Origin of the sequence: Serinicoccus chungangensis (genome assembly GCF_001483745.1) — a bacterium.
Classification (GTDB): Bacteria; Actinomycetota; Actinomycetes; order Actinomycetales; family Dermatophilaceae; genus Ornithinicoccus; species Ornithinicoccus chungangensis_A.
In genome coordinates, this window is the sequence record NZ_LQBL01000030.1 from 58,168 (window position 1) to 79,885 (window position 21,718).

Sequence of the window (21,718 nt, forward strand, 5' to 3'; positions counted from 1 at the left end):
GCCGACGAGGCCTGAAGGAGGGTCCATGGAGAGGACGGACGAGCCCGACCTGGCCGCGCTCGTGCGCCAGGAGGACCTGCGCGCGGTCCGGGAGCGCCTGCTCGAGCTGGACCTGCCCGTGCTGCTCGACGAGCTCGAGCGGTTGGACGCCCGGGCCCGGGCCGTGGCATACCGGATGCTGCCGAGAGCGGCGTCGGTGCGGGTCTTCGAGCTGCTCGCTCCCGCGCTGCAGAGCGAGCTCCTGACGCAGCTGCGCTCCCAGGACGTCGGGCTCCTCGTGGCCGAGCTGGACCCGGACGACCGGGCCTCGTTGCTGGACGAGCTGCCCACGTCGGTGGCCCGGGAGCTGCTCACGGGCCTGGAGCCGGACGAACGCCGCATGACCCTCGCCGTGCTCGGCTACCCGCCGGAGTCGGTGGGTCGCCGCATGACCCCGGAGGTCCTCTCCCTGCCGCTCGGCATCACCGTGGCCGACGCCCTGGTGCAGGTCCGGGAGGGGGCGGACGCGGCGGAGACGATCTACATGCTGCCCGTGGTCGACCCGGGTCGGGTGGTCGTCGGCGTGGTGTCGCTGCGGCGCCTGCTGGTCACCGACCCCGAGACGGTCGTCGACGCCGTCATGTCGGCGCCCATCACGGTCACCGCGACCCTGGACCAGGAGGTCGCCGCCCGGTCGGTCCGCGACCACGGCGCGCTCGCGGTGCCGGTCGTCGACGCCGAGGACCGACTGCTGGGGGTGCTCACCGTGGACGACGCCATGCGCATCCTGGAGCTGGAGGAGTCCGAGGACGTCGCCCGCTCGGGGGGCACCGTGCCCACCGGCCGTCCCTACCTCTCCACGTCGGTGTGGCGCCTGGTCCGCAGCCGAGTCGCCTGGCTGCTGATCCTCATCGTCGCCGCCGCTCTGACCGTCAACGTCCTCGACTACTTCGAGGACACGCTCGCCCGGGTCGTCACGCTGGCGCTCTTTGTCCCCCTGCTCATCGGCACCGGCGGCAACGTGGGCGCCCAGTCCGCGACGACCGTCATCCGCGCTCTCGCGCTGGACGAGGTGCGCACCCGGGACGTCGGCCGGGTCCTGGTCCGGGAGGTGGCGGTCGGCGTTCTCCTGGGCGGTGCGCTGGCGCTGCTCGCGTTCCTGCCGTCGGCCTGGCTGGCCGGGGTCGACATCGCCGTCGTGCTCGCCATCTCGTTGGTGGCGGTGTGCACCCTGGCGGCGGGCGCCGGTGGCGTCATCCCCATCGTCGCGCGCCGCCTGGGGGTCGACCCGGCGGTGATCAGCGCGCCCTTCATCACCACGTTCGTGGACGCCACCGGGCTCGTCGTCTACTTCCTGGTCGCCGGGCTGGTCCTGGGGCTGTAGGCGGGTCGGTCACTCCAGTGACAGACCCAGCTCGGCGAGCACCCGGTCGCTGACCACCGCGGACCCTCCCACGACGTAGATCGCCGAGAGGGTGAGCCGGTCCAGGGCGGCGGCGGTGCGTCCGGGCACCGTGGTCTCCCGGGTGAGCAGCAGGGGAGCGTCCTGGCGCCCCGCCCGTGCGGCGGCCACCAGCGCGTCGGGGTATGCGGTGCCCGAGGTCACGTAGGCGCGGCTGGTGCCGGCGGGGTAGAGCTGGGCGACGGACTGGGCGGTGGCGTACCGGTCGGCGCCGGACACCCGGGTGAAGCCACCGGTGTCGCTGAAGCTGCCGGCGGCCCGTGCCGTGGCCCCCGAGACCGCCGCATCGCCGCCCAGCACGATGACCTGGCCGGGGGAGAGGCGTCGCAGCTGCTCGGCGACCACGGGGGGGAGCGACGTCGGGCGGGTGAGCAGCAGCGGTGCTCCCTGGCGGGCGGCCAGGGCGGCGCCGGAGAGCGCGTCGGGGTAGTCCTGCCCGCTGGCCAGGTAGACCCGCGGGACGTCCGGCGGGTAGTGCGCGGCGACGGTGGCCGCCACGTGGTAGCGGTCGGCGCCACCCAGCCGCTGCACCTCCCCGCTCGAGGAGTATGCCGCCAGCTGGGAGACGACCGTGTCGGAGACGGCCGCCGAGCCCCCGACCACGACGATGCGCCCCGGCTGCAGTCGGGCCAGCGCCTGGGCGGTCGACGACGACAGCGACGCCGGGTCGGTGATGAGCAGGGGCGCGTCGCGGACCCCGCTGCGGGCTGCCGCGGTGAGGGCGTCGGGGAAGTCGCGACCGGAGGCGATGTAGGCGGTGGAGACCCCCACCGGCCAGGCACGCGCCACGGCGGCGCTCGTGGCATACCGGTCCGCGCCCGCGATGCGGGTGGCAGGTCGCACCGTGGGCTCGGCGACGAAGGTGAAGTAGTGCGAGGACAACCCGTTGCGGTGGGTCGGGTACGGGCGGGCGAAACGCAGGTCAGGGCCGGTCACGTCGCGGTAGGTGTAGCGCCCCGCGGAGGTGTAGCCCTCGATCCGGGCCCTCACGACGCGGCCACCGAAGGCCCCGAACCCGTCGCGCTGCAGCACCTGCACCCGTTCCACCCAGGAGATGCCGAAGGTCGACTCCAGGGTGCTCACGGGCAGCTCTGCGGTCCAGGTGTGGCGGGCGTTGCCGGCGACGCCGTCGTAGGCGTCCGGGTGGGCACGCAGGTAGGGGTGCGCCGCTGAGCCTGGTGCGGTGTGCCCGCCCGAGGAGGAGGAGAACATCGTCGTGGCCAGCGCCCGGCCGGTGCCGAACGGGTAGCTGAGCACCTGGCCCGCCGTGGCGCCGACCGCGGCGTCGGTGTTGGGGTGCTCGTAGGAGGTGATCCCACCGCCGCTGGTCCGCACCCCTCTGCCCCGGTAGACCTGGCAGGCCACCGTGTCGCACGTGTCGTAGATCGCCGTCCCACCCACCCCACGGGCGGCATACGTCCGCGCGCTCACGGCCTGGCTGCGCAGGGCGGCGGCGTGGAAAGAGGCGGGCATCTCCGAGGCCACGACCGAGCGCAGGTACGACTGCATCGGCAACCGGTTGACCGTCTGGAGGGTGGACGTGCCGGTGTGCACCGCCGTGAGTGCGCCGCGGTAGATCCGCCGGGAACCGTCGGGCAGGAAGAGGTCGACCGTGCCCTCGGTCGGGGAGCTGAAGGTCAGCGGGCAGGCGCGGGTGAGACCCGCCGGCCAGGTGGTCGACCACACCCCGTCGACCCGGCCCTGCAGGGTGCAGCTCCTCGACGAGGTGCCCGTCGCCGTCACCCGCCACTGGGCGCGACCGGAGGGCAGGGCATACGTCGTGGTGCTGGTGGCGGCGTTGCCGACCCGGAGGCCGGAGCGGTGGGCCACCCGGGTCACCCCGTCGTCGTCGACGGTGATGCCGACGCGGATGGGCCCGAAGGTGAGCGTGTCCAGGCGGGTGCCCGGGTAGTAGTAGCTCAGGATCTGGCCGTGGGTCAGCCCGGCGAGGCCGGCTCCGTGCGCGCCGTACTGGGACATGCCGATGCCGTGGCCGAAACCGCGTCCGCTGATGGTGTACGACCCGTCCACGGGGCGGCGGTAGACCTCGGCGCCTGGCTGGGGAGGGGGCAGCTGGGACAGGACCGGTGCTGCAGCCGACACTGCGGGCGACACCGCCGGACGCGCAGCACCAGCACTGTCGGCCTGGGCAGGGACCTGCCCCAGCGCGAGGGCCAGCGCGGAGCCAGCCACCACCACGGCTGTCGAGAACCGTCGAAGGAGCATCATGGACTCCTTGTCCTCCCGGCGGCCCACGAGGTCGCCGATCTCCTCAGTGTGGCACTCCGCGCCCAGGATGGACAGAGCCTGTGCGGGACCGAACCTGCACCACCCTCTCGAGGTGCGTTCGGCGAGCTCAGGGGCCCGACCGGCCGGCGGGTATCAGCGCAGGTGGCTTGCCCCGTTGAGGTCCAGGACCGCCCCCGAGGCCCACTCCGCCCGCGGATCGGCGAGGGCGAGCACGGCATCGGCGACCTCGTGCGGCTGAGCGACCCGGCCGAACGGGCTCTGCGCCTTCGTGGCGGCCCCCCGGTCCCCGGCCAGCGCATACCCGGCCATCTCGGTCTCGATGAAGCCCGGTGCCACCGAGGTCACCGCGATCCCGTGCCTCCCCAGCCGGATCGCCATCGACTGGCCGAAGGAGTGCAGGCCGGCCTTGCTCGCGCCGTAGGCCGGGATGTCCGGCTCGCCCCGGTAGGCACCGCGGCTGCCGATGTTGACGATCCGACCCACCGGGACGCCGTCCGCGGGCCGCACGTCGATCATATGGCGCGCCACCTGCCAGGTCAGGTGGGCCGGGCCGAGCAGATTGGTCTCCAGGGTGCGCCGCCAGATCTCCACCCACTCGGGGTATGCCGTCTCCTCCAGCGGGTGGTCGCCGCGCCGGCTCCCACCCTCCGACGGTGCGGCGAGCATCGCCGCGTTGTTGACCAGGACGTCGACCCGGCCCAGGGCCTCGACCGCCTCGGTCGCCAGCCGCTCGACGGCGTCCGGGTCGGCGAGGTCTGCCTGCACGACGGCGTGACCGTCACCCGGGAGGGAGCGGCATACCTCGTGCGCGGCCTCGTCGCTGCCCAGGTAGTGGACGACCGCCCGGTCGCCGCGCGCAGCGAAGGCGCGGGCCACCGCCGCCCCCACACCTCGGGAGGACCCGGTGACCAGGACGCCGCGGGAGGGGTGGGAGCTCATCCGACCATCCTGTCACCCACCGGAGGGAGGCGCCCATGACGCAGGCCCTCCCCGCGGTGCGGGAAGGGCCTGTGCCGTCACTCGGTGGAGGCGACCGGACTCGAACCGACAACCCTCTGCTTGCAAAGCAGATGCGCTACCAATTGCGCCACGCCCCCGAGGGGTATGAAGTTGTCCGACCGCCGCGCACCCGCTCCTGCTGGGCGGGAGCCGGGTCCGGCGGGTGGTGGGGTTACTGGCCCGGCTGACCGGGCACGTCGTCGGTGGCCTCGGCCCACAGGTCGCGCTCGGCCTGCTGGTCCTGCATCCGCTTGAGGGCCACGAGGCCGGCGGCGGCGGCGGCCACCATGAGGAGACGCTTCATCTGTCGATCAACTCCTGATCTCGGCGACGACGCAGGTGGGTGGTGGGCCTAACTGGACTTGAACCAGTGACCTCTGTCTTATCAGGACAGCGCTCTAACCGACTGAGCTATAGGCCCGGGCACGTGCGAGGCACGCGACGGTCGAGATTACCTCACGGCCCGGAGCGCCGCCAAAACACCGACCTCCGGCTCCTCGCACCGATAGCAGGTCTTGAACACTATGTAGCAGGTCTACTACATTGGCTCCATGTCGTCCTTACCAGCGGCGATCCACTGCCACGGCCTCACGATGTCCTACGGCGACCACCTGGTCCTCGACGGGATCGACCTGGAGGTGCCCCGCGGCCAGGTGGTGGCCCTGCTGGGACCCAACGGCGCGGGCAAGACGACGACGGTCGAGATCCTCGAGGGCTTCCGTCAGCCCTCCGCCGGCCAGGTCACGGTACTGGGGGAGAACCCGTCGACGGCCCCCGAGTCGTGGCGGTCCCGGGTGGGCGTGGTGCTGCAGAGCTGGCGCGACCACGGCACCTGGAAGGTGCGCGACCTCATCGAGGTCATGGGTGGCTACTACGCGCCCTACGCCACCGCGGCCGTGCCCCGTCCCTGGTCGACCGACGAGCTGCTGACCCGCGTGGGGCTCGCGACCCAGGCCGGCGGCCGCATCGACAAGCTCTCGGGCGGGCAGCGCAGGCGCCTGGACGTGGCCATCGGCCTGGTGGGCCGGCCCGAGCTGCTCTTCCTGGACGAGCCGACGACCGGCCTGGACCCGGCCGGCCGGCGCGACATCCACGACCTCGTCGCGGACCTCGCCGACCTGCGGACGACCGTCCTCGTCACCACCCACGACCTCGCGGAGGCGGAGAAGATCGCCGACCGGCTGCTCATCCTGGCCGGGGGTCGCATCGTGGCCGACGGCACCCCGGACGCGCTGCGCCACCAACTGTCGCGGTCCAGCGAGGTGCGGTGGCGCGACCGGGCGACAGGGCAGGTCACCGTGCACGCGGACGCCGACCCCACGGCATACCTCGCGCATCTCCTCAGCACCCGTCCGGGCGAGGTCGAGGTGCTCGAGGTGCGCGCGGCCTCCCTGGAGGACATCTACCTCGACATCGTGCGCCGCTCCGAGACCGACGAGCACGACGGCGCCGACCTACCCACCGCCGCCCTGGAGGCTCTGCGATGACCACGGCCATCCCGACCGCCGTGGTCCGGTCCGCCGCCCGGCAGGCCCGGATCACCCTCGTCCGGAAGTACACCTCGCCCGCCGGCCTGAGCGTCGTCGTCGTCTCGCTCGTGGTCCTCGTGGTGCTGTGGTTCCTGCGGGACGCCGAGTTCGGTGTCGCCCAGGTCGGGGCGAGCGGCTACATCTTCAGCGGCTTCCTCGCCTTCGGCGTCATCTCGGCGGCCGTCCTCGGGGTCGCCGGCGAGCTGCAGGCCGAACGTGAGGACGGCACCCTGCTCCGCGCGAAGGCGGTGCCCCACGGTATGACGGGTCACCTGCTCGCCAAGATCCTCGTCGCGCCCTTCGACGCGCTCATCCCCATGCTGCCGGCCATCGTCGGGGCGGCGATCTTCCTGCCCGACGTCATGCCCCGCGACCTCCTCGGGTGGGTGCTGCTCCTCGTCGTCTTCCTGCTGGGGGTGGTGACCATGCTCCCGTGGGGTGCGGTGCTCGGCTCGGTCTTCCGCACGATGATCGGCCTCGCCTGGGCGATGATGGCGATGTATGCCGTGGCCGCCCTCTCCGGGGTGTTCTACCCGGTCGGTGGCTGGCCGGCGCCGCTGCAGTGGGCCGCGCAGTGCAGCCCGCTCTACTGGATCGGGGTCGCGGTGCGCTCCGTCCTGCTGCCGCCGGAGGCGGCCGCGGCCGAGATCGGGGGCGAGTTCCGGCTCGTGCTGGCCCTGCTGGTCCTCCTCGGGTGGGCGGTGGTGGGCCTGCTCGTCGCCCCGGTCCTGCTGCGCCGGATGGCGCGCCGGCAGTCCGGCAGCACCGTCCAGGCGGCCCGCGAGCGTGTCCTGGCGAAGGGCTACTGACCCCCGTGCCCAGCGAGTCACCGCCGCTGCACAACCGCATCGCGATGCTGCGGGTGGAGCGCGGCATCAGCCGCCGCGAGCTGGCCGAAGCGCTGGGCGTGCACTACCAGACGGTGGGCTACCTCGAACGGGGCGAGTACAGCCCCTCCCTCGTCCTCGCGCTGCAGATCGCCGAGTACTTCGCCGTGCCGGTCGAGACCGTCTTCAGCCGACGACCCTTCCCGCCGCTGGGCGGCTGACCGCCCCTGCCGACGATGGCGGGCAACCCCCTCACCAGGCTACTATTGAGTGTAGTAGTTATCCCACAGAGAGGTGAGGACGATGAACACCACCCAGAGCACGACCCGACCGATCGTCGTGGGCTTCGACGGGTCGCAGAGCTCCCAGGACGCCATCCGGTGGGCGGCTGACGCCGCGGCCCGCCTGGTCGCGCCCCTCGTGGTCCTGCACGCCGCCGACCGCATCGTCCACGCGCAGGACGTCTCCATCGGCATCTGGGACCCCGCCGCCGAGCACCAGCGGGCCGCCGACCTCGCCGAGCAGGGCGCCGCGATCGCCCGGGAGGCGCATCCCGACCTCGAGGTCACCGCGCAGGGGTCCTTGCTCGGTCCCCGCCAGGCGCTCGACGAGGCGTCCGCCCACGCGAGGGGCGTCGTCGTCGGGTCGCGCGGCTTCGGCCGGGTCCGCAGCACCCTCCTGGGCGCCACCGCCTACGGCCTCACCGGCCACGCCCGGTGCCCGGTCACCGTCGTCCCGGGGCCGGCCTCCATGCCCGGGCCCGAGTCCCGCGTGGTGGTCGGTGTCGACGGGTCCCCGGAGTCCGAACGGGCCGCCGAGGCTGCCGCGAGGTGGGCCCAGGCTTGGGGCGCGGACGTGCTCGTCGTCAGCAGCTGGGAGCGGCCGACGACCGACCCGTGGGGTCTGAGCGTGGACGGTATGCGGTCGGTCGACGAGGCCGCCGAGGTGCGCCGTGAGCGGGCGGCGGGGCAGGCGCGGCATGCCGCGGACGCCCTCACGACCGCCTTCCCCGACCTCTCGGTGGAGATCGCCACCCCCAGCGGGCGCGCCGACGAGAACCTCGTCGAGGCATCGTCCGACGCGGCGCTGCTGGTGCTGGGCAACCGGGGCAGCGGACGGCTCTCGTCGTTCCTGCTGGGGTCGACGACGCGCAACATCCTGCACATGAGCATGGTGCCGGTGCACATCGTGCGCTGACCCGGCCGTCCCGTGCCGGCACCGGGCGGCCGGCTCACCTCACTCGTCGGAGAGCGTCACCTGGGCGCCTCCGACGAGGGCGGCGCAGATGTTGTAGAGGAAGGCCGAGAGGGTCGCCAGGGCGGTGAGCAGGAAGACGTTGAGCACGCCCAGCACCGCCGACAGGGCCATGACCCGGCTGAACCCGAGGTAGTCGGTGAGGTCGATGGTCGGGCCGCTGGCCTCGCCGCTGGTGATCTGGGCGAGGAAGCCGTTGATAGTCGAGAAGACATTCATCCCGGACAGCACGGTCCACAGCACCGCCACCATGACGACCCCGGAGATCCCCAGCGCCACCGAGACGAGGAAGCTGATCTTCAGCACCGACCACGGGTCGACGCGCTGCGCGGTGAGGCGCACGCGTCGCGGGCCGCCGCGACGTGGGGCCGGGCGGCCGGGCGGGCGGTTGCCGGACGTCCGGGCCGTGCTCCCCTGGATCCCGTCGCGCGGGCCCGCCCCCCGAGCCGTGGACCCACCCCGTCCCGCGCTGGCCCCTGCGGCCGACCCCGAGGCCAGGCCGGCGGTCGCGCCACGCAGGGCACGGGCCTTGCGGGCGGCCAGGTCACGACCCTGAGCGGTGCGCGCGAGCGCCCCGTCCTTCATCTTGGCGGCCGCCGAGCGGTCGTCCCCGTCGTCCCGGGGGGTGGACGCCGACCCGCGCTGGGGGGAGGCGCCGGCGTCGCCGGCGGCCTTCTGGTGCACCTGCGTCTCGTCGGTCGAGGAGCGGGACCCCGAGGGGCCCGGAGTGCTGCTCATGCGCCGTCGTCCTCCGTGCTCTCGGTGCTGTCGGTCTCAAAGCCCTCGGTGCCGTCGGCCGCGTGCTCGCCGGCCGGCACGGTGTCCTCGTTCTGACCCGACGGTACGCCATCGTCCTCGCGGACCGCCGCATCCGCGCCGTCGACCTGCCCGGCGACCTCGGCAGCCTCGACGGCCTCCGCGGCCTCCTCGAGCTCCTCCTCGCCGGCCGCCTCCGCGTTGCGGGCGATCGCCAGCACCGCATCGCCCCGGCCGGGGTTGGCGAAGCGCACACCGCTGGTGTCGCGACCGGTGACCCGGACCCCGCGCTCTCCGCCCACCGCCGAGCGCACGACGTTGCCGCGCTCGGTGAGCACGAGCACCTCGTCCGAGTCGTCGACCAGCAGCGCTCCGACCACGGGCCCGGCCTTCTCGGTGGCCTTGGCGACCTTGATCCCGAGCCCACCACGACCCTGCACGCGGTACTGCGACACCGGGGTGCGCTTAGCCATACCGGTCGAGAAGACGACGAAGACGTAGGGGTCGGTGCCGGCGGCGACGACCTGCATCGCCAGCAGCTCGTCGTCGCGGCGGAACTTCATCCCGGTCACGCCCGAGGTCGCGCGCCCCATCGGGCGCAGCATCTCGTCGGCCGCGGGGAAGCGCACCGACTGGCCGTCCCGGGAGACGAGCAGGACGTCGTCGTCGCCGTGGGCCAGGGCCGCACCCACCAGCTCGTCGCCGTCGCGCAGGTTCACCGCGATGAGACCGCCGGAGCGGGGGGAGTCGTAGTCGGTGAGCCGCGACTTCTTGACCAGGCCGTTCTTGGTCGCCAGGAGGAGGTAGGGCGCCTGCTCGTAGTCGCGCAGCGGCAGCACCGATCGGATGGTCTCGTCCGGCTGGAAGGCCATGAGGTTGGCGACGTGCTGACCCTTGCCGGTCGGTCCGGCCTCGGGGAACTCGTAGGCCTTGGACCGGTAGACCCGCCCCTGGTCGGTGAAGAAGAGCATCCAGTGGTGGGTGCTGGTGACGAAGAAGTGCTGCACGACGTCGTCCGCCCGCAGCGCTGCCCCGCGGCGGCCCTTGCCGCCCCGGTGCTGGGCGCGGTACTCGCGCACCGGGGTCCGCTTGACGTAGCCGCCCCGGGTGATGGTGACGACGACGTCCTCCTCGGTGATGAGGTCCTCCATCGACATGTCGCCGTCGAACAGGTCGATCGTGGTGCGCCGGTCGTCGCCGAACTTGTCGACGATCTCGGCGAGCTCGGTGGAGATGATCTCCCGCTGCCGGGCCGGGCTCGCCAGGATCGCCTCGAACTCGACGATCTGCGCCTCCAGCTCGTCGTGGTCGGCCTGGATCCGGGCCCGCTCCAGCGCCGCGAGCCGGCGCAGCTGCAGGTCGAGGATGGCGCGGGCCTGGAGCTCGTCGATCCCCAGCATGTCCATCAGGCCGGTCAGCGCCTCGTCGGCCGACGGGCTGCGCCGGATGTGCGCGATGACCTCGTCGAGCTGGTCCAGCGCCTTGAGGTAGCCGCGGAAGACGTGGATCCGCTTCTCCGCCTCCCGCAGCCGGAACTGCGTGCGCCGGACGATGACCTCGACCTGGTGGTCGACCCAGTGCCGGATGAACGCGGAGATCGGCAGCGTCCGCGGGACCCCGTCCACGAGCGCCAGCATGTTGGCGCCGAAGGACTGCTGCAGCTGGGTGTGCTTGTAGAGGTTGTTGAGGACGACCTTGGCGACGGCGTCCCGCTTGAGCACGATGACCAGCCGCTGCCCGGTGCGTCCGGAGGTCTCGTCGCGCAGGTCGGCGACCCCGGTGAGCTTGCCGTCCTTGACGAGGTCGGCGATCTTCTTGGCCAGGCTGTCCGGGTTGACCTGGTAGGGCAGCTCGGTGGCCACGAGGCAGGTGCGGCCCTGGATCTCCTCGACCTCGACGACGGCCCGCATGATGATCGAGCCGCGGCCGGTGCGGTAGGCGTCCTCGATGCCCTTCTTGCCCATGATGAGCGCACCGGTGGGGAAGTCCGGGCCCTTGATGATCCCCAGGAGCGCGTCGAGCAGCTCCTCCCGGGAGGCGTCCGGGTGCCGCAGCAGCCACTGCGCGCCCTCGGCGACCTCGCGCAGGTTGTGCGGCGGGATCTGCGTGGCCATCCCGACGGCGATGCCCGCCGAGCCGTTGACCAGCAGGTTCGGGAAGCGTGACGGCAGGACCGCGGGCTCGCGGGTCTTGCCGTCGTAGTTGTCGACCATGTCGACGGTGTCCTCGCGGATGTCGCGCACCATCTCCATGGCCAGCGGGTGCAGCCGGCACTCGGTGTAGCGGGGTGCGGCCGCCGGGTCGTCCCCGGGCGTGCCGAAGTTGCCCTGCCCCTGCACCAGCGGGTGCCGCATCGACCAGTCCTGCACCAGCCGGACCAGGGCGTCGTAGATCGCGCCGTCGCCGTGCGGGTGGTACTGGCCCATGACGTCGCCGACGACGCGCGAGCACTTGTTGAAGCTGCGGTCGGGGCGGTAGCCGCCGTCGTACATCGCGTAGAGCACCCGCCGGTGCACCGGCTTGAGGCCGTCCCTGACGTCCGGCAGCGCCCGGGAGACGATGACGCTCATCGCGTACTCGATGTAGCTGCGCTGCATCTCGGCGTTGATGTCGATCGGCTCGATCCGGTCGCCGACGCCGGTCACCGCCGCCTCGAGGGCGGCGTCGGCACTCTGGGCCGCGGTGGACGCGTCGGGGATCTCGGGCAGGTCGGGGGTCTGGTCGTCAGCCATGGGTCCTTCGGTATGCGGTCACGCGGGTCGGGGGGTGTGCGGGGGCCACGCGGTTGGGGGGTGTGCGGGGGGCGGAGCCCCCCGCATGATCAGATGCAGCGTCTTCTGGACATCTTCGTCATCGCTCGTTCCTCGCTTGATCCTCAGATGTCAAGAAAACGCACGTCGCGGGCGTTGCGCTGGATGAACGCCCGCCGGGACTCCACGTCCTCGCCCATGAGGATCGCGAAGATCTCGTCGGCCTTGGCGGCGTCCTCCAGCGAGACCTGCAGCAGCACCCGGGTGTCCGGGTTCATCGTGGTGTCCCACAGCTCGCTGTAGTCCATCTCGCCGAGTCCCTTGTAGCGCTGCACCCCTGTGTCCTTGGGCAGCCGCCAGCCCTTGGCCGCGCCCTCCTCGAGGAGGGCGTTGCGCTCCCGGTCGGTGAAGGCGAACTGGTGCTCGGCGTTGGTCCACTTGATCCGGTAGAGCGGCGGCTGCGCGAGGTAGACGTAGCCGGCCTCGATGAGCGGCTTCATGAACCGGAAGAGCAGCGTGAGCAGCAGGGTCCGGATGTGCAGGCCGTCGACGTCGGCGTCGGCCATGAGCACGATCTTGTGGTAGCGCGCCTTCGAGATGTCGAAGTCTTCGCCGATCCCGGTGCCGAAGCCGCTGATGAGCGCCTGCACCTCCTGGTTCGCCAGGATCTTGTCCAGGCGGGCCTTCTCGACGTTGAGGATCTTGCCTCTGATCGGCAGGATCGCCTGGTTGTGCGGGTTGCGGCCGCGCACCGCCGAACCGCCGGCCGAGTCGCCCTCGACGATGAAGACCTCGGAGATCGTCGGGTCGTTGGACTGGCAGTCGCGCAGCTTGCCGGGAAGCCCGCCGGACTCCAGCAGGCCCTTGCGCCGGGTGGCGTCGCGCGCCTTGCGGGCGGCGATGCGGGCGGTCGCGGCCTGGACCGCCTTGCCGACGATGTCCTTGCCCTCGCGCGGGTGCGCCTGCAGCCAGTGCCCGAACTCCTCGTACATCGCGGTCTGCACGAAGCCGCGCACCTCGGAGTTGCCGAGCTTGGTCTTGGTCTGCCCCTCGAACTGCGGCTCGCCGAGCTTGACGCTGATGACCGCGGTCAACCCCTCGCGGATGTCGTCACCGGTGAGGTTGGGGTCCTTCTCCTTGAGCAGCTTCTGGTCCCGGGCGAAGTCGTTGACCATGCGGGTCAGCGCCGACCGGAAGCCCTCCTCGTGGGTCCCGCCCTCGTGGGTGTTGATCGCGTTGGCGTAGGTGTGGACCGCCTCGGTGTAGGCGCCGGTCCACTGCATGGCGATCTCCAGGCTCAGCATGCGGCTCTCGTCGACGCTCTCGAACGCGATGACGTCGGCGTGCACGGGCTCGCTGCGCTTGGACTTGTTGAGGTAGGTGACGTAGTCCAGCAGGCCGTTGTCGTAGCGGTAGGTGTGCGAGCGGCCCGTGCCCGACCCCTCGCCACCGCGCTCCACACCGGGGGTGGTGCCGTCGTCGTCGGCCTCGCCCTCGCCGTCCATGGGGTCGTCGTCCAGGGCGTCGACGTCGATCTCCACGTGGCTGGGACGCTCGTCGACGAGGGCGATGGTCAGGCCCTTGTTGAGGAAGGCCATCTGCTGGAAGCGCGCCCGGATGGTCTCGTAGTCGAAGTCGACGGCGTCGAAGATGTCCGGGCTGGGCCAGAAGGTGATCGTCGTGCCGGTCTGCCGGTCGGCGTCCGAGGCGGGCTCGTGCTCGGCCAGGGGCGCCTGGGGCACGCCCAGGTGGTAGGTCTGGGTGAAGACGGTCCCGCGCTGGCGCACCTCGACGTCCAGCCGCTCGGAGAGCGCGTTGACCACCGAGGACCCGACTCCGTGCAGCCCGCCGGAGACCTTGTACCCGCCACCGCCGAACTTGCCACCTGCGTGCAGCTGGGTGAGGACGAGCTCGACGGCCGGCTTCTTCTCGACCGGGTGGATGTCCGTGGGGATGCCGCGCCCGTTGTCGCGCACCCGCACCGCCCCGTCGGCCCTCAGGGCCACGTCGATCCGGTCGGCCTCGCCGGCCAGCGCCTCGTCGACCGCGTTGTCCACGATCTCCCACACCAGGTGGTGCAGGCCGCGCGCGCCGGTGGACCCGATGTACATCCCCGGTCGCTTGCGGACGGCCTCGAGGCCCTCGAGGACGGTGATGGCCGAGGCGTCGTAGGCCGAGGCCGTGGCGAGCGACTCCGGTGCCCCGGACTCCGGTGCCGTCTCCGGGAGCTCCGGCATGGCCGGGTCCTCGGTGACGTCGGAGATCGCTCCGTGCTCTGGTCCGGCACTGGACAAAGGGGCTCCTCGGGTGGATGTGTCAAAGACGTCTCAGTCTACCCCTTTCGAGTTCCAGAACCGAGTTTCCACTGCCCCTCGTGCGTCGTCTGGGCCGTCCCAACGGCGGTGTGAGCGGAGCGACCCTCGATCAGGCATCCCCCCACGCACCCGGGGTCGCGACCGCCAGGAGCGCGTCTCAGCCGTAGGTGTCCCGCGGCCCGCGACCTCCGGAGGACAGCGGCCCCTTGCGCCAGTGCGGCCCGGCCGGCCCCTGCACGACGATCTCGGCGACCACACCCTCCCCGACGAGCTCCTCGATCCGCGCCAGCACCGTGGACGTGAGCAACCGCATCTGGGTGGCCCACGCGGTGGAACGGGCGCGGACGGTGAGGGTGCTGCCCTCGAAGGCGACGACCTCCACCTGGTCGGCCACCTGGTCACCGACGATCGCGCGCCACCGACCGACGACACCACCCACCTGCACCTCGCCGGCCCAGCCGCGACCGGCGACGAGACGCTCCATCTCGTCGCCGAGCAGCTGCGGGTCGCGACGGGCCCGCGGGTCGGGCTCCTCGCCGGCACCCCCGCCGCGGCGGCGGCGGGCGCGTCCCGGGGATCCGGGCCGCAGACCCTTGTCGCGCGCGGTCCGGCGGGCGCGCGAGAGTGCCTCCCGGGCGGCCTCCATCGCCCCGTCGCCCGCGGCAGCGTCCTCGTCCCCCGCCCCCGGTCCCGCAGGAGGCCCGGCGTCGGTCATGGCTGCGCGGGCTCCTGCTCAGGGGACGCCTCGGTGGACTCCGAGGTCCGGGCGGTCACCGAGCCGAGCGTCACGTCGAAGACCCGGCTCCCGGGGCCGAGCAGGCGTGCGGGTACGTCCTCGGCCACCGCCGCGGTCACGAGCACCTGCTCGCAGTCCGCGACGAGCCCGGCGAGCCGTTCCCGGCGACCGGAGTCCAGCTCGGCGAAGACGTCGTCGAGGACGAGCACGGGGTCGGTGCCGAGGTCGTGCCGCAGCAGGTCGAAACCGGCCAGCCGCAAGGACAGGGCCAGGCTCCAGGACTCGCCGTGGCTGGCGTAGCCCTTGGCCGGCAGCTCGCCCAGCGCCAGCACCAGGTCGTCGCGGTGCGGTCCGACGAGGCATACCCCGCGCTCCTGCTCTTGGGTCCGCACCGCCTCGATCGACTGCAGGAGGGCCGTGGTGAGCTCCTCCCGGGTCGGGACCTCACCGGCGGCGACGGCCTCCGTGACGTCCGTGCCGGGGTCCAGGCTGCTGCGGTAGGTCGCTCCGGCGCGGGTGTCGCTGTCGCTCAGGGTCCGGTAGGCCTGCTCCAGGTAGGGCCGCAGGTCCCGCAGCAACCGGAGCCGGGCGTAGAGCAGCGCCCCGCCGATCTGCGCCAGCTGCTCGTCGAAGACCGCGAGCGTGGCCAGGGCCCCGTCGCGGGCCTCCTCCAGGCTCTCACCAGGGGCCAGCCGTGGGCCGCCGGAGCGCCGGGTGGGGGCGCGCCACAGGTGGCCGGCCTGCTTGAGCAGGGCCCCGCGCTGGCGCACCGCCCGGTCGTAGTCGGCCCGGACCGACGACCACCGCGGCTGGCGGGCGACGAGGAGGTCGTCGAGCAGGCGGCGCCGCTCGCCCGGGTCCCCCTTGACGAGCGCGAGGTCCTCGGGGGCGAAGAGCACGCTGCGCAACGTGCCGAGGACGTCGCGCTGGCGCCCGACCGGGGCCCGGTTGAGCCGGGCCCGGTTGGCCCGGCCGGGCACGATCTCCAACTCGACCAGGGACTCGCGGCCGTCCCGCAGGACGGTGGCCCGCACGATGGCCGAGCCGGTCGCGCCTGCGCGCACCAGCGGCGCGTCCTGGGCCACCCGGTGGCTGCTCAGGGTCGCGACGTAGCCGGCGGCCTCGACGAGGTTGGTCTTGCCCTGCCCGTTGCGCCCGAGGAGCACGCTCACCCCGGGCTCCAGGTCCACCTCGGCGGCGGGGTAGCTACGGAAGTCGCTGACCTCCAGGTGTGTCAGGTGCACCGCTCTCGCGTCGGCTCAGTGCGCGTCGCCGGTGCCGGAGGTCGGCCCGGGCGCGTCCTCGGTGGCACCGGAGCCGGAGGAGGGCCCGGCGTCGGGCGAGGAGGCGGGCTCGTCGCCGCCGTCCTGGCGGGCACCCGGGCGCTGCTTGCTGTCGGAGTCGTCCTTCTTCGGCTCCGCGCCCCCGTGCACCTCCTTCTGGTCCTCCTCCAGCTCCGCGTCGTCGAGCAGCCGCACGTCGTGACCGCCGAACTGGCCGCGGAGCGCGGCGACGGCCTGCATGGCGGGGGAGTTCTCCTGGCGGGAGGCGAAGCGGGCGAAGAGCGCGGCGCTGATGACGGGCATCGGGACCGCGTTGTCGATGGCCTCCTCGACGGTCCACCGCCCCTCGCCGGAGTCGGTGGTGTAGGCGTCGATGCCCTTGAGCCCGGGGGTGTCGCCCAGGGCGCTGACCAGCAGGTCCAGCAGCCAGGAACGCACGACCGTGCCGCGGCTCCAGGCCTGGAAGCAGCCGCGCACGTCGGTGACGATGTCCTTGGCCATGAGCAACTCGAAGCCCTCGGCGTAGGCGTGCATGAGGCCGTACTCGATGCCGTTGTGGACCATCTTGGCGTAGTGACCGGCCCCGACCTCGCCGGCGTGCACGAAGCCCTCCTCACGGGGGCCCTCGGGGCGCAGCGCGTCGAAGATCGGCATGGCCTTCTCGACATCCTCCTCCCGCCCGCCGCACATGAGGCCGTAGCCGTTCTCGAGCCCCCAGATGCCACCCGAGACGCCGCAGTCGACGTAGCCGATGCCCTTGGGCTCCATGAGCGCGTCCAGCTCACGGTCCTCGGTGTACTTGGAGTTGCCGCCCTCGATGATGAGGTCGCCCTCGTCGAGCAGCTCCCCGAGCTGCTCGACCGTGGAGCGGGTCGGCGTGCCGTGCGGGACCATCACCCAGACCACCCGCGGGGGCTCGAGCGCCTGCACCAGCGACTCGACGTCGTCCACGTCGCGGAGGTTCTCGTCCAGGTCGAACCCGACGACCTCGTGCCCGGCGCGACGCAGTCGCTCGCGCATGTTGCTGCCCATCTTGCCCAGGCCGATCATGCCGATCTTCATCTGCTGCTCCTTCGGTGGGTGGTGATCTGGCGGCTTCGGGTCAGCCCGCGAAACGTACCGGCATGAGGACGTACCGGTAGGAGTCGTCGGCGTCCCCGTCGAGCTCGGCCTGGCCGGAGATTACGGCCGGGCGTGAGGGCTGGGTGAACGACAGCCGCGTGTAGGGCTGCCCGAGGACCCCGAGACCGTCGAGCAGGAACTGCGGGTTGAAGGCGATCTCGATCTCCGGACCCTCCAGGGTGGCCTCCACGGCCTCGCTGCCCTGGGCGTCGTCGCCCGTGCCGGCCTCGATCGCCAGCTGGCCGTCGGTGAAGCGCAGGCGTACCGGGGTGTTGCGCTCGGCGACCAGCGCGACGCGGCGCACCGCCTCGATGAAGGACTGGGTGTCCACCACCGCGACGCTGTCGACCGAGGACGGGAAGATGGAGGTGACCTTGGGGTACTCGCCGTCCAGCAGACGGGTGGTCGTGCGGCGCCGACCGGCCTCGAAGCCGACCAGGCCGTCGCCCCGGCCCGCGGCGCCCAGCGAGAGCTCGACGGCCGCGCTGGCGCCCAGGGACTTCGCGGTCTCGGAGAGGGTGCGCGCCGGGATGAGGCACACGTGGTCGGCCTCGGGGCTGCCCGGCGACCACGTCAGTTCCCGCTGGGCCAGGCGGTAGCGGTCGGTGGCCAGCATGGTGATCCGCTCGCCGTCGATCTGGACGCGCACCCCGGTGAGGATCGGCAGGGTGTCGCCGCGGTCGGCGGCGATGGAGACCTGGTTGACGGCCTGGGTGAACGCGTCGCCGGGGACCGACCCGCTGGTCTCCGCCTGCGCCGGCAGCTGCGGGTAGTCGGCGACCGGCATCTGGATGAGGGCGAACCGGCTCGAGCCGCAGGTGAGCGAGACCTTCGCACCGTCGGTGGACACCTCGACCGGCTTGGTGGGCAGGTTGCGGGCGATGTCGGCCAGCAGCCGGCCGAGCACGAGCACCTGACCGCCCTCGGCCACCTCCGCCTCGACGGTGACCGTGGCGGAGACCTCGTAGTCGTAGGCGGAGAAGGTCAGAGTGCCCTCGGGGTCGGCCGTCAGCAGGACGCCGGCCAGCACCGGGACGGGGGGACGGCTGGAGAGGCCACGAACGACCCACGCCACCGCCTCGGAGAGCACATCGCGCTCGACACGAAACTTCACGACACCTGGAACCTTCCGCACTGTGTGGTCTTCGGGGCAACTCTGCCACGAACCCCCCGGTCCTGCTGCAGCACGTCCCCAGGGACGTAGGAGGATCATCGTGGGGGAGGAGAGTGTTCGTCATCGTCATCGGGCCTGTGGATCCTGTGGACAACCCGGGTCCGGGAGCCTGTCCATGCAGGTGGGCAGGCGTGCCGAGCCAGGGGCCCGCCTGTGCACACCCCGTGCAGGGACCGGTGGAGCACGAGGCGGTGCCTGGGGACGGATCGGCGCGCTCCCCAGGCCGCGACCGTCCCTGCACCGTCCTTCCCCATGCTGACCTGCGCCGATGCCCAGCTTCTCCACACGTCGTGCACACCCGGACCACCGGTCTCCGGACGCGCGGCCGCGGCGGGGTGAGGAACGGGTGTGACGGCGGTGAACGCTGAGCCGCAACGCACAGGGTTATCCACAGGTGTGGACAGAGAGGTGGGCGAGGGCAGGCGGGCGGTCAGCGCTGGGAGGCTCGCCGGATGCGCCCGGTGAGCTCGGCGATCTGGTCGTAGAGGGCGCGTCGTTCACCGATCTGACCCCGGATCTTGCGCTCGGCGTGCATGACCGTCGTGTGGTCGCGACCGCCGAACTCCTGGCCGATCTTGGGCAGCGACAGGTCGGTGAGCTCACGGCACAGGTACATCGCGATCTGCCGCGCGTTGACCAGGGTCCGGGAGCGCGAGGTGCCGCACAGCTCCTCGATGGTGATCTGGAAGTACTCCGAGACCTCGCGGATGATCGTCGACACGGTGATCTGGGCCGTCTCGCTGCCGGGGACGATGTCCTTGAGCACGTGGGCCGCCAGGTCGGCGTCGGCGGGCTGGGAGGACAGCGAGGCGAAGGCCGTCACCCGGATGAGGGCTCCCTCGAGCTCACGGATGTTGGTGGTGATGCGGCTGGCGATGTGCTCGAGCACCTCGTCGGGGAGCTGCATACCCTCCTGCGCCGCCTTCTTGCGCAGGATCGCGATCCGGGTCTCGAGGTCCGGCGGCTGCACGTCCGTGAGCAGTCCCCACTCGAAGCGGCTGCGCATGCGCTCGGCGAACCCGGACAGCCGCTTGGGCGGCTGGTCGGAGGTGATGACCACCTGCTTCTCGCTGTTGTGCAGCGTGTTGAAGGTGTGGAAGAACTCCTCGACCGTCTGCTCCTTGCCCTGCAGGAACTGGATGTCGTCCACCAGCAGGAAGTCCACGTTGCGGTAGCGGCGCTGGAAGGCGCCGGCCTTGTCGTCGCGGATGGAGTTGATGAAGTCGTTGGTGAACTCCTCGGAGTTCACGTAGCGCACCCGCACCCCGGGGTAGAGCTTGCGCGCGTAGTGGCCGATGGCGTGGAGCAGGTGGGTCTTGCCCAGGCCGGACTCGCCGTAGATGAACAGCGGGTTGTAGGCGCGGGCCGGCGACTCGGCCACCGCCAGCGAGGCCGCGTGAGCGAACCGGTTGGACGGGCCGGACACGAAGGTGTCGAAGGTGTACTTGGGGTTCAGCCGCGCCTCGTCCGCGGCGCCGGTGACCGCGGGACCCGCCGGTGTCGCTGGGCGGGGTATGCCGTTGCCCGAGGCGCCAGGCCCGGCACCGTCCCGGGCCGTGGGGGGCGCGGAAGCCGATGCCGACGAGCTGGGTTGGGAGGCAGGGCGGGTGAGCGACTCGCGGGTCGCAGGGTCGTCGTCGGTGTCGTCGGCCTCCTCCTCCACCTGGTGGCGCAGGTCGTCGTCGACGGTGATGGCCAGCCGGATCTCCCGAGCGAGCTCCTGGGAGAGGAGGTCCACGATGGGCTGGCGCAGGCGTGTCTCCAGCAGCTCCTTGGTGTGCGGGTAGGGCACGGCCAGCAGCACCGTGGTGTCCAGCACCCCGACCATGCGGGTGATCCGCAGGAACGCCTTCTCCCGAGCCCCCAGCCCGTTGGCCTCGAGCGCCGTGACGACCCGTCCCCAGGTGTCGTCCGCGTCGGTCGAGGGTGAGGACATGGGTGGGCTCAGCCCCCTCTCGAACGGACGAAGACGATCGTGGTGGCAGTCATCCACAACGTTATCCACAGGATGTGGATGAGGGGGTGGACATGTGCCGGAAGCGCCGACGCTAACAAGCAGCCGCCGCGACCCGCAAGTGGCCTGGTGGAGGATCGGGTTCCGCCCGGCGTGTCGTCAGCACCGGCTCGACGGTCGACGGCAAGATGCGGAGTTTGCCCTTCCTCCCCTCCGGGCCCCGGCGCAGTTTGACCGGCGAGGACGCGCTCCCGTACCGTGGACCAGGCCGATTCTCGGCCGCTTTCGCCTGCCCGTGCCTGGACGTCTCCGCCCTCGTGCGCGGGCTTCCGTTGGCGGCCGACCCCGGCCCTGCCGACCGTACCGCCCGCACCGACCGGAGTAGTGATGAGCAAGCGCACCTTCCAGCCGAACAACCGCCGTCGCGCCAAGAAGCACGGCTTCCGCCTGCGGATGCGCACCCGTGCCGGACGCAGCATCCTCAACGCTCGTCGCCGCAAGGGCCGCTCCTCCATCTCGGCCTGAGCCGTCGGTACCGCCGGCGCTGCGTCCGTGCTTGCGCGCCGCCACCGCCTGACCGCCGGAGAGGACTTCCGTGCGGTCCTGCGGGGTCGTGGTGACGGACGACGGCGCCAGCGGGCCGGTACCGACCTCCTCGTCGTGCACGTCTGCCTGCCCCGACCCGACGCGACTGCCGTCGCGTCCCTCGGCGCCTGCCCACGCGTGGGCTTCGTCGTGTCCAAGGCGGTCGGCAACTCGGTCGTGCGTCACCGCACCGTCCGTCGTCTGAGGCACCTGGTGGCGGACCGGTTGGGGGGCCTCCCTCCGGCCGCGGACGTGGTCGTGCGGGCGCTGCCGCCCGCGGCGAGGGCCACCTCGGCCGAGCTCGGTGCCGCCCTCGACCAGGCCCTCGCTCGTGCTGTGACGAGGCGCTCGTGACCGGCCGGCCGGCCGATGGTCCCGGCGAGCAGCTGCGCGACGTCCACCGCGGCGGGGTGGGACCTGGGGAACGCCGCAGCGTTCTCGCTCGTCCTCTGGTGTGGCTGGTGCGGATCTACCAGTGGACGGTCTCACCGCTGCTGGGCCCGGTATGCCGGTACTACCCCTCGTGCAGCGCCTACGGCGTGACGGCGCTCGAGCGGCACGGTCTGCTGCGCGGCGGCTGGCTGACCGTGGGCCGGGTGCTGCGCTGCCACCCGTGGGCGGCCGGTGGCGTCGACCACGTGCCGCCGCGGCATACCGACGCCTCCACGCCCGACCCGTCCGGGGACCACCCCGGACCCTCCACCTCGGTGGGCGGCTCTGTCGCGCACCGCCGACCCTGAGGA

The 21,718-nt window shown here is 72.2% G+C and carries 19 protein-coding genes and 2 tRNA genes; 8 read left to right on the forward strand and 13 right to left on the reverse strand.

What is annotated here, in order from left to right:
• Nucleotides 1-25 precede the first annotated feature (25 nt).
• Nucleotides 26-1,363 (forward strand): magnesium transporter, encoded by a 1,338-nt coding sequence (gene mgtE / locus AVL62_RS12495; protein ID WP_058891996.1) that lies wholly within the window; start codon nucleotides 26-28, stop codon nucleotides 1,361-1,363.
• A gap of 9 nt (nucleotides 1,364-1,372) precedes the next feature.
• On the opposite strand, the gene AVL62_RS12500 is transcribed toward mgtE, so the two are convergent.
• The 5 genes from AVL62_RS12500 to AVL62_RS12515 form a co-directional block, all read right to left on the reverse strand.
• The gene (locus AVL62_RS12500; protein ID WP_058891997.1) at nucleotides 1,373-3,472 is read right to left on the reverse strand and encodes a cell wall-binding repeat-containing protein; all 2,100 of its coding nucleotides are present in this window, start codon (nucleotides 3,470-3,472) and stop codon (nucleotides 1,373-1,375) included.
• 351 nt (nucleotides 3,473-3,823) lie between these two features.
• Nucleotides 3,824-4,630 (reverse strand): SDR family NAD(P)-dependent oxidoreductase, encoded by an 807-nt coding sequence (locus AVL62_RS12505; RefSeq protein ID WP_058891998.1) that lies wholly within the window; start codon nucleotides 4,628-4,630, stop codon nucleotides 3,824-3,826.
• Nucleotides 4,631-4,715: 85 nt separating this feature from the next.
• Nucleotides 4,716-4,788, reverse strand: a tRNA-Ala gene (locus AVL62_RS12510).
• 74 nt (nucleotides 4,789-4,862) lie between these two features.
• Nucleotides 4,863-4,994, reverse strand: coding sequence for a DLW-39 family protein (locus tag AVL62_RS17910; protein ID WP_235585695.1), 132 nt, complete (start codon nucleotides 4,992-4,994; stop codon nucleotides 4,863-4,865).
• A gap of 40 nt (nucleotides 4,995-5,034) precedes the next feature.
• Nucleotides 5,035-5,111, reverse strand: a tRNA-Ile gene (locus tag AVL62_RS12515).
• Nucleotides 5,112-5,241: 130 nt separating this feature from the next.
• Between AVL62_RS12515 and AVL62_RS12520 the strand changes: the two genes are divergently transcribed.
• The 4 genes from AVL62_RS12520 (at nucleotide 5,242) to AVL62_RS12535 (ending at nucleotide 8,243) form a co-directional block, all read left to right on the forward strand.
• Complete coding sequence (locus tag AVL62_RS12520; RefSeq protein WP_153011785.1) at nucleotides 5,242-6,177, forward strand: ABC transporter ATP-binding protein; 936 nt, start codon at nucleotides 5,242-5,244, stop codon at nucleotides 6,175-6,177.
• Entirely contained in the window at nucleotides 6,174-7,028 is an 855-nt protein-coding gene (locus tag AVL62_RS12525) for an ABC transporter permease (RefSeq protein ID WP_058892000.1), read from the forward strand. The genes AVL62_RS12520 and AVL62_RS12525 overlap by 4 nt, the downstream gene beginning before the upstream one ends.
• 5 nt (nucleotides 7,029-7,033) lie before the next feature.
• Nucleotides 7,034-7,267, forward strand: a complete 234-nt coding sequence (locus AVL62_RS12530) for a helix-turn-helix transcriptional regulator (protein WP_139719084.1) — start codon at nucleotides 7,034-7,036, stop codon at nucleotides 7,265-7,267.
• A gap of 82 nt (nucleotides 7,268-7,349) precedes the next feature.
• On the forward strand, nucleotides 7,350-8,243 hold the full coding sequence (locus tag AVL62_RS12535; protein WP_058892001.1) for a universal stress protein: 894 nt from the start codon (nucleotides 7,350-7,352) through the stop codon (nucleotides 8,241-8,243).
• Between the two features lie 39 nt (nucleotides 8,244-8,282).
• Here AVL62_RS12535 and AVL62_RS12540 read toward each other — a convergent pair whose 3' ends face one another.
• The 8 genes from AVL62_RS12540 to dnaA all read right to left on the reverse strand — a co-directional run bounded on the left by AVL62_RS12540 (nucleotide 8,283) and on the right by dnaA (nucleotide 20,372).
• Nucleotides 8,283-9,038: a DUF3566 domain-containing protein gene (locus AVL62_RS12540; protein WP_235585696.1), complete on the reverse strand. Its 756-nt coding sequence runs from the start codon at nucleotides 9,036-9,038 to the stop codon at nucleotides 8,283-8,285.
• Nucleotides 9,035-11,788 (reverse strand): DNA gyrase subunit A, encoded by a 2,754-nt coding sequence (gyrA, locus tag AVL62_RS12545; RefSeq protein WP_058892002.1) that lies wholly within the window; start codon nucleotides 11,786-11,788, stop codon nucleotides 9,035-9,037. The genes AVL62_RS12540 and gyrA overlap by 4 nt, the downstream gene beginning before the upstream one ends.
• A 143-nt stretch (nucleotides 11,789-11,931) precedes the next feature.
• Nucleotides 11,932-14,043 carry a DNA topoisomerase (ATP-hydrolyzing) subunit B gene (gene gyrB / locus AVL62_RS12550; RefSeq protein ID WP_058892003.1) on the reverse strand — a complete coding sequence of 704 codons (2,112 nt, stop codon included), beginning with the start codon at nucleotides 14,041-14,043 and terminating at the stop codon, nucleotides 11,932-11,934.
• A 235-nt stretch (nucleotides 14,044-14,278) separates the two neighbouring features.
• On the reverse strand, nucleotides 14,279-14,836 hold the full coding sequence (locus AVL62_RS12555; RefSeq protein ID WP_083518933.1) for a DUF721 domain-containing protein: 558 nt from the start codon (nucleotides 14,834-14,836) through the stop codon (nucleotides 14,279-14,281).
• Nucleotides 14,833-16,101 carry a DNA replication/repair protein RecF gene (gene recF / locus AVL62_RS12560; RefSeq protein WP_058892004.1) on the reverse strand — a complete coding sequence of 423 codons (1,269 nt, stop codon included), beginning with the start codon at nucleotides 16,099-16,101 and terminating at the stop codon, nucleotides 14,833-14,835. Before recF ends, AVL62_RS12555 begins: the two co-directional genes overlap by 4 nt.
• A 15-nt stretch (nucleotides 16,102-16,116) precedes the next feature.
• Entirely contained in the window at nucleotides 16,117-17,202 is a 1,086-nt protein-coding gene (gene gnd / locus AVL62_RS12565) for a phosphogluconate dehydrogenase (NAD(+)-dependent, decarboxylating) (protein ID WP_058892005.1), read from the reverse strand.
• Between the two features lie 40 nt (nucleotides 17,203-17,242).
• On the reverse strand, nucleotides 17,243-18,376 hold the full coding sequence (dnaN, locus tag AVL62_RS12570) for a DNA polymerase III subunit beta (RefSeq protein WP_058892006.1): 1,134 nt from the start codon (nucleotides 18,374-18,376) through the stop codon (nucleotides 17,243-17,245).
• A 490-nt stretch (nucleotides 18,377-18,866) separates the two neighbouring features.
• On the reverse strand, nucleotides 18,867-20,372 hold the full coding sequence (dnaA, locus tag AVL62_RS12575) for a chromosomal replication initiator protein DnaA (protein WP_058892007.1): 1,506 nt from the start codon (nucleotides 20,370-20,372) through the stop codon (nucleotides 18,867-18,869).
• Between the two features lie 405 nt (nucleotides 20,373-20,777).
• Between dnaA and rpmH the strand changes: the two genes are divergently transcribed.
• Genes rpmH through yidD form a run of 3 tightly spaced genes read left to right on the forward strand, consistent with a single transcriptional unit; the run spans nucleotide 20,778 to nucleotide 21,715 of the window.
• Nucleotides 20,778-20,915 carry a 50S ribosomal protein L34 gene (gene rpmH, locus AVL62_RS12580; protein WP_058892008.1) on the forward strand — a complete coding sequence of 46 codons (138 nt, stop codon included), beginning with the start codon at nucleotides 20,778-20,780 and terminating at the stop codon, nucleotides 20,913-20,915.
• A gap of 27 nt (nucleotides 20,916-20,942) precedes the next feature.
• Nucleotides 20,943-21,329: a ribonuclease P protein component gene (rnpA, locus tag AVL62_RS12585; RefSeq protein WP_058892009.1), complete on the forward strand. Its 387-nt coding sequence runs from the start codon at nucleotides 20,943-20,945 to the stop codon at nucleotides 21,327-21,329.
• Nucleotides 21,326-21,715: a membrane protein insertion efficiency factor YidD gene (yidD, locus tag AVL62_RS12590; RefSeq protein WP_327282241.1), complete on the forward strand. Its 390-nt coding sequence runs from the start codon at nucleotides 21,326-21,328 to the stop codon at nucleotides 21,713-21,715. The genes rnpA and yidD overlap by 4 nt, the downstream gene beginning before the upstream one ends.
• Nucleotides 21,716-21,718 lie beyond the last annotated feature (3 nt).

Excerpts from the sequence above, each read along its gene's own strand:
- mgtE (WP_058891996.1), top strand. The coding sequence starts at position 26 with ATGGAGAGGACGGACGAGCCCGACCTGGCCGCGCTCGTGCGCCAGGAG.
- AVL62_RS12505 (WP_058891998.1), bottom strand. The coding sequence starts at position 4,630 with ATGAGCTCCCACCCCTCCCGCGGCGTCCTGGTCACCGGGTCCTCCCGA.
- AVL62_RS17910 (WP_235585695.1), bottom strand. The coding sequence starts at position 4,994 with ATGAAGCGTCTCCTCATGGTGGCCGCCGCCGCCGCCGGCCTCGTGGCC.
- AVL62_RS12520 (WP_153011785.1), top strand. The coding sequence starts at position 5,242 with ATGTCGTCCTTACCAGCGGCGATCCACTGCCACGGCCTCACGATGTCC.
- AVL62_RS12525 (WP_058892000.1), top strand. The coding sequence starts at position 6,174 with ATGACCACGGCCATCCCGACCGCCGTGGTCCGGTCCGCCGCCCGGCAG.
- AVL62_RS12535 (WP_058892001.1), top strand. The coding sequence starts at position 7,350 with ATGAACACCACCCAGAGCACGACCCGACCGATCGTCGTGGGCTTCGAC.
- AVL62_RS12540 (WP_235585696.1), bottom strand. The coding sequence starts at position 9,038 with ATGAGCAGCACTCCGGGCCCCTCGGGGTCCCGCTCCTCGACCGACGAG.
- gyrA (WP_058892002.1), bottom strand. The coding sequence starts at position 11,788 with ATGGCTGACGACCAGACCCCCGACCTGCCCGAGATCCCCGACGCGTCC.
- gyrB (WP_058892003.1), bottom strand. The coding sequence starts at position 14,043 with ATGCCGGAGCTCCCGGAGACGGCACCGGAGTCCGGGGCACCGGAGTCG.
- AVL62_RS12555 (WP_083518933.1), bottom strand. The coding sequence starts at position 14,836 with ATGACCGACGCCGGGCCTCCTGCGGGACCGGGGGCGGGGGACGAGGAC.
- gnd (WP_058892005.1), bottom strand. The coding sequence starts at position 17,202 with ATGAAGATCGGCATGATCGGCCTGGGCAAGATGGGCAGCAACATGCGC.
- dnaA (WP_058892007.1), bottom strand. The coding sequence starts at position 20,372 with ATGTCCTCACCCTCGACCGACGCGGACGACACCTGGGGACGGGTCGTC.
- rpmH (WP_058892008.1), top strand. The coding sequence starts at position 20,778 with ATGAGCAAGCGCACCTTCCAGCCGAACAACCGCCGTCGCGCCAAGAAG.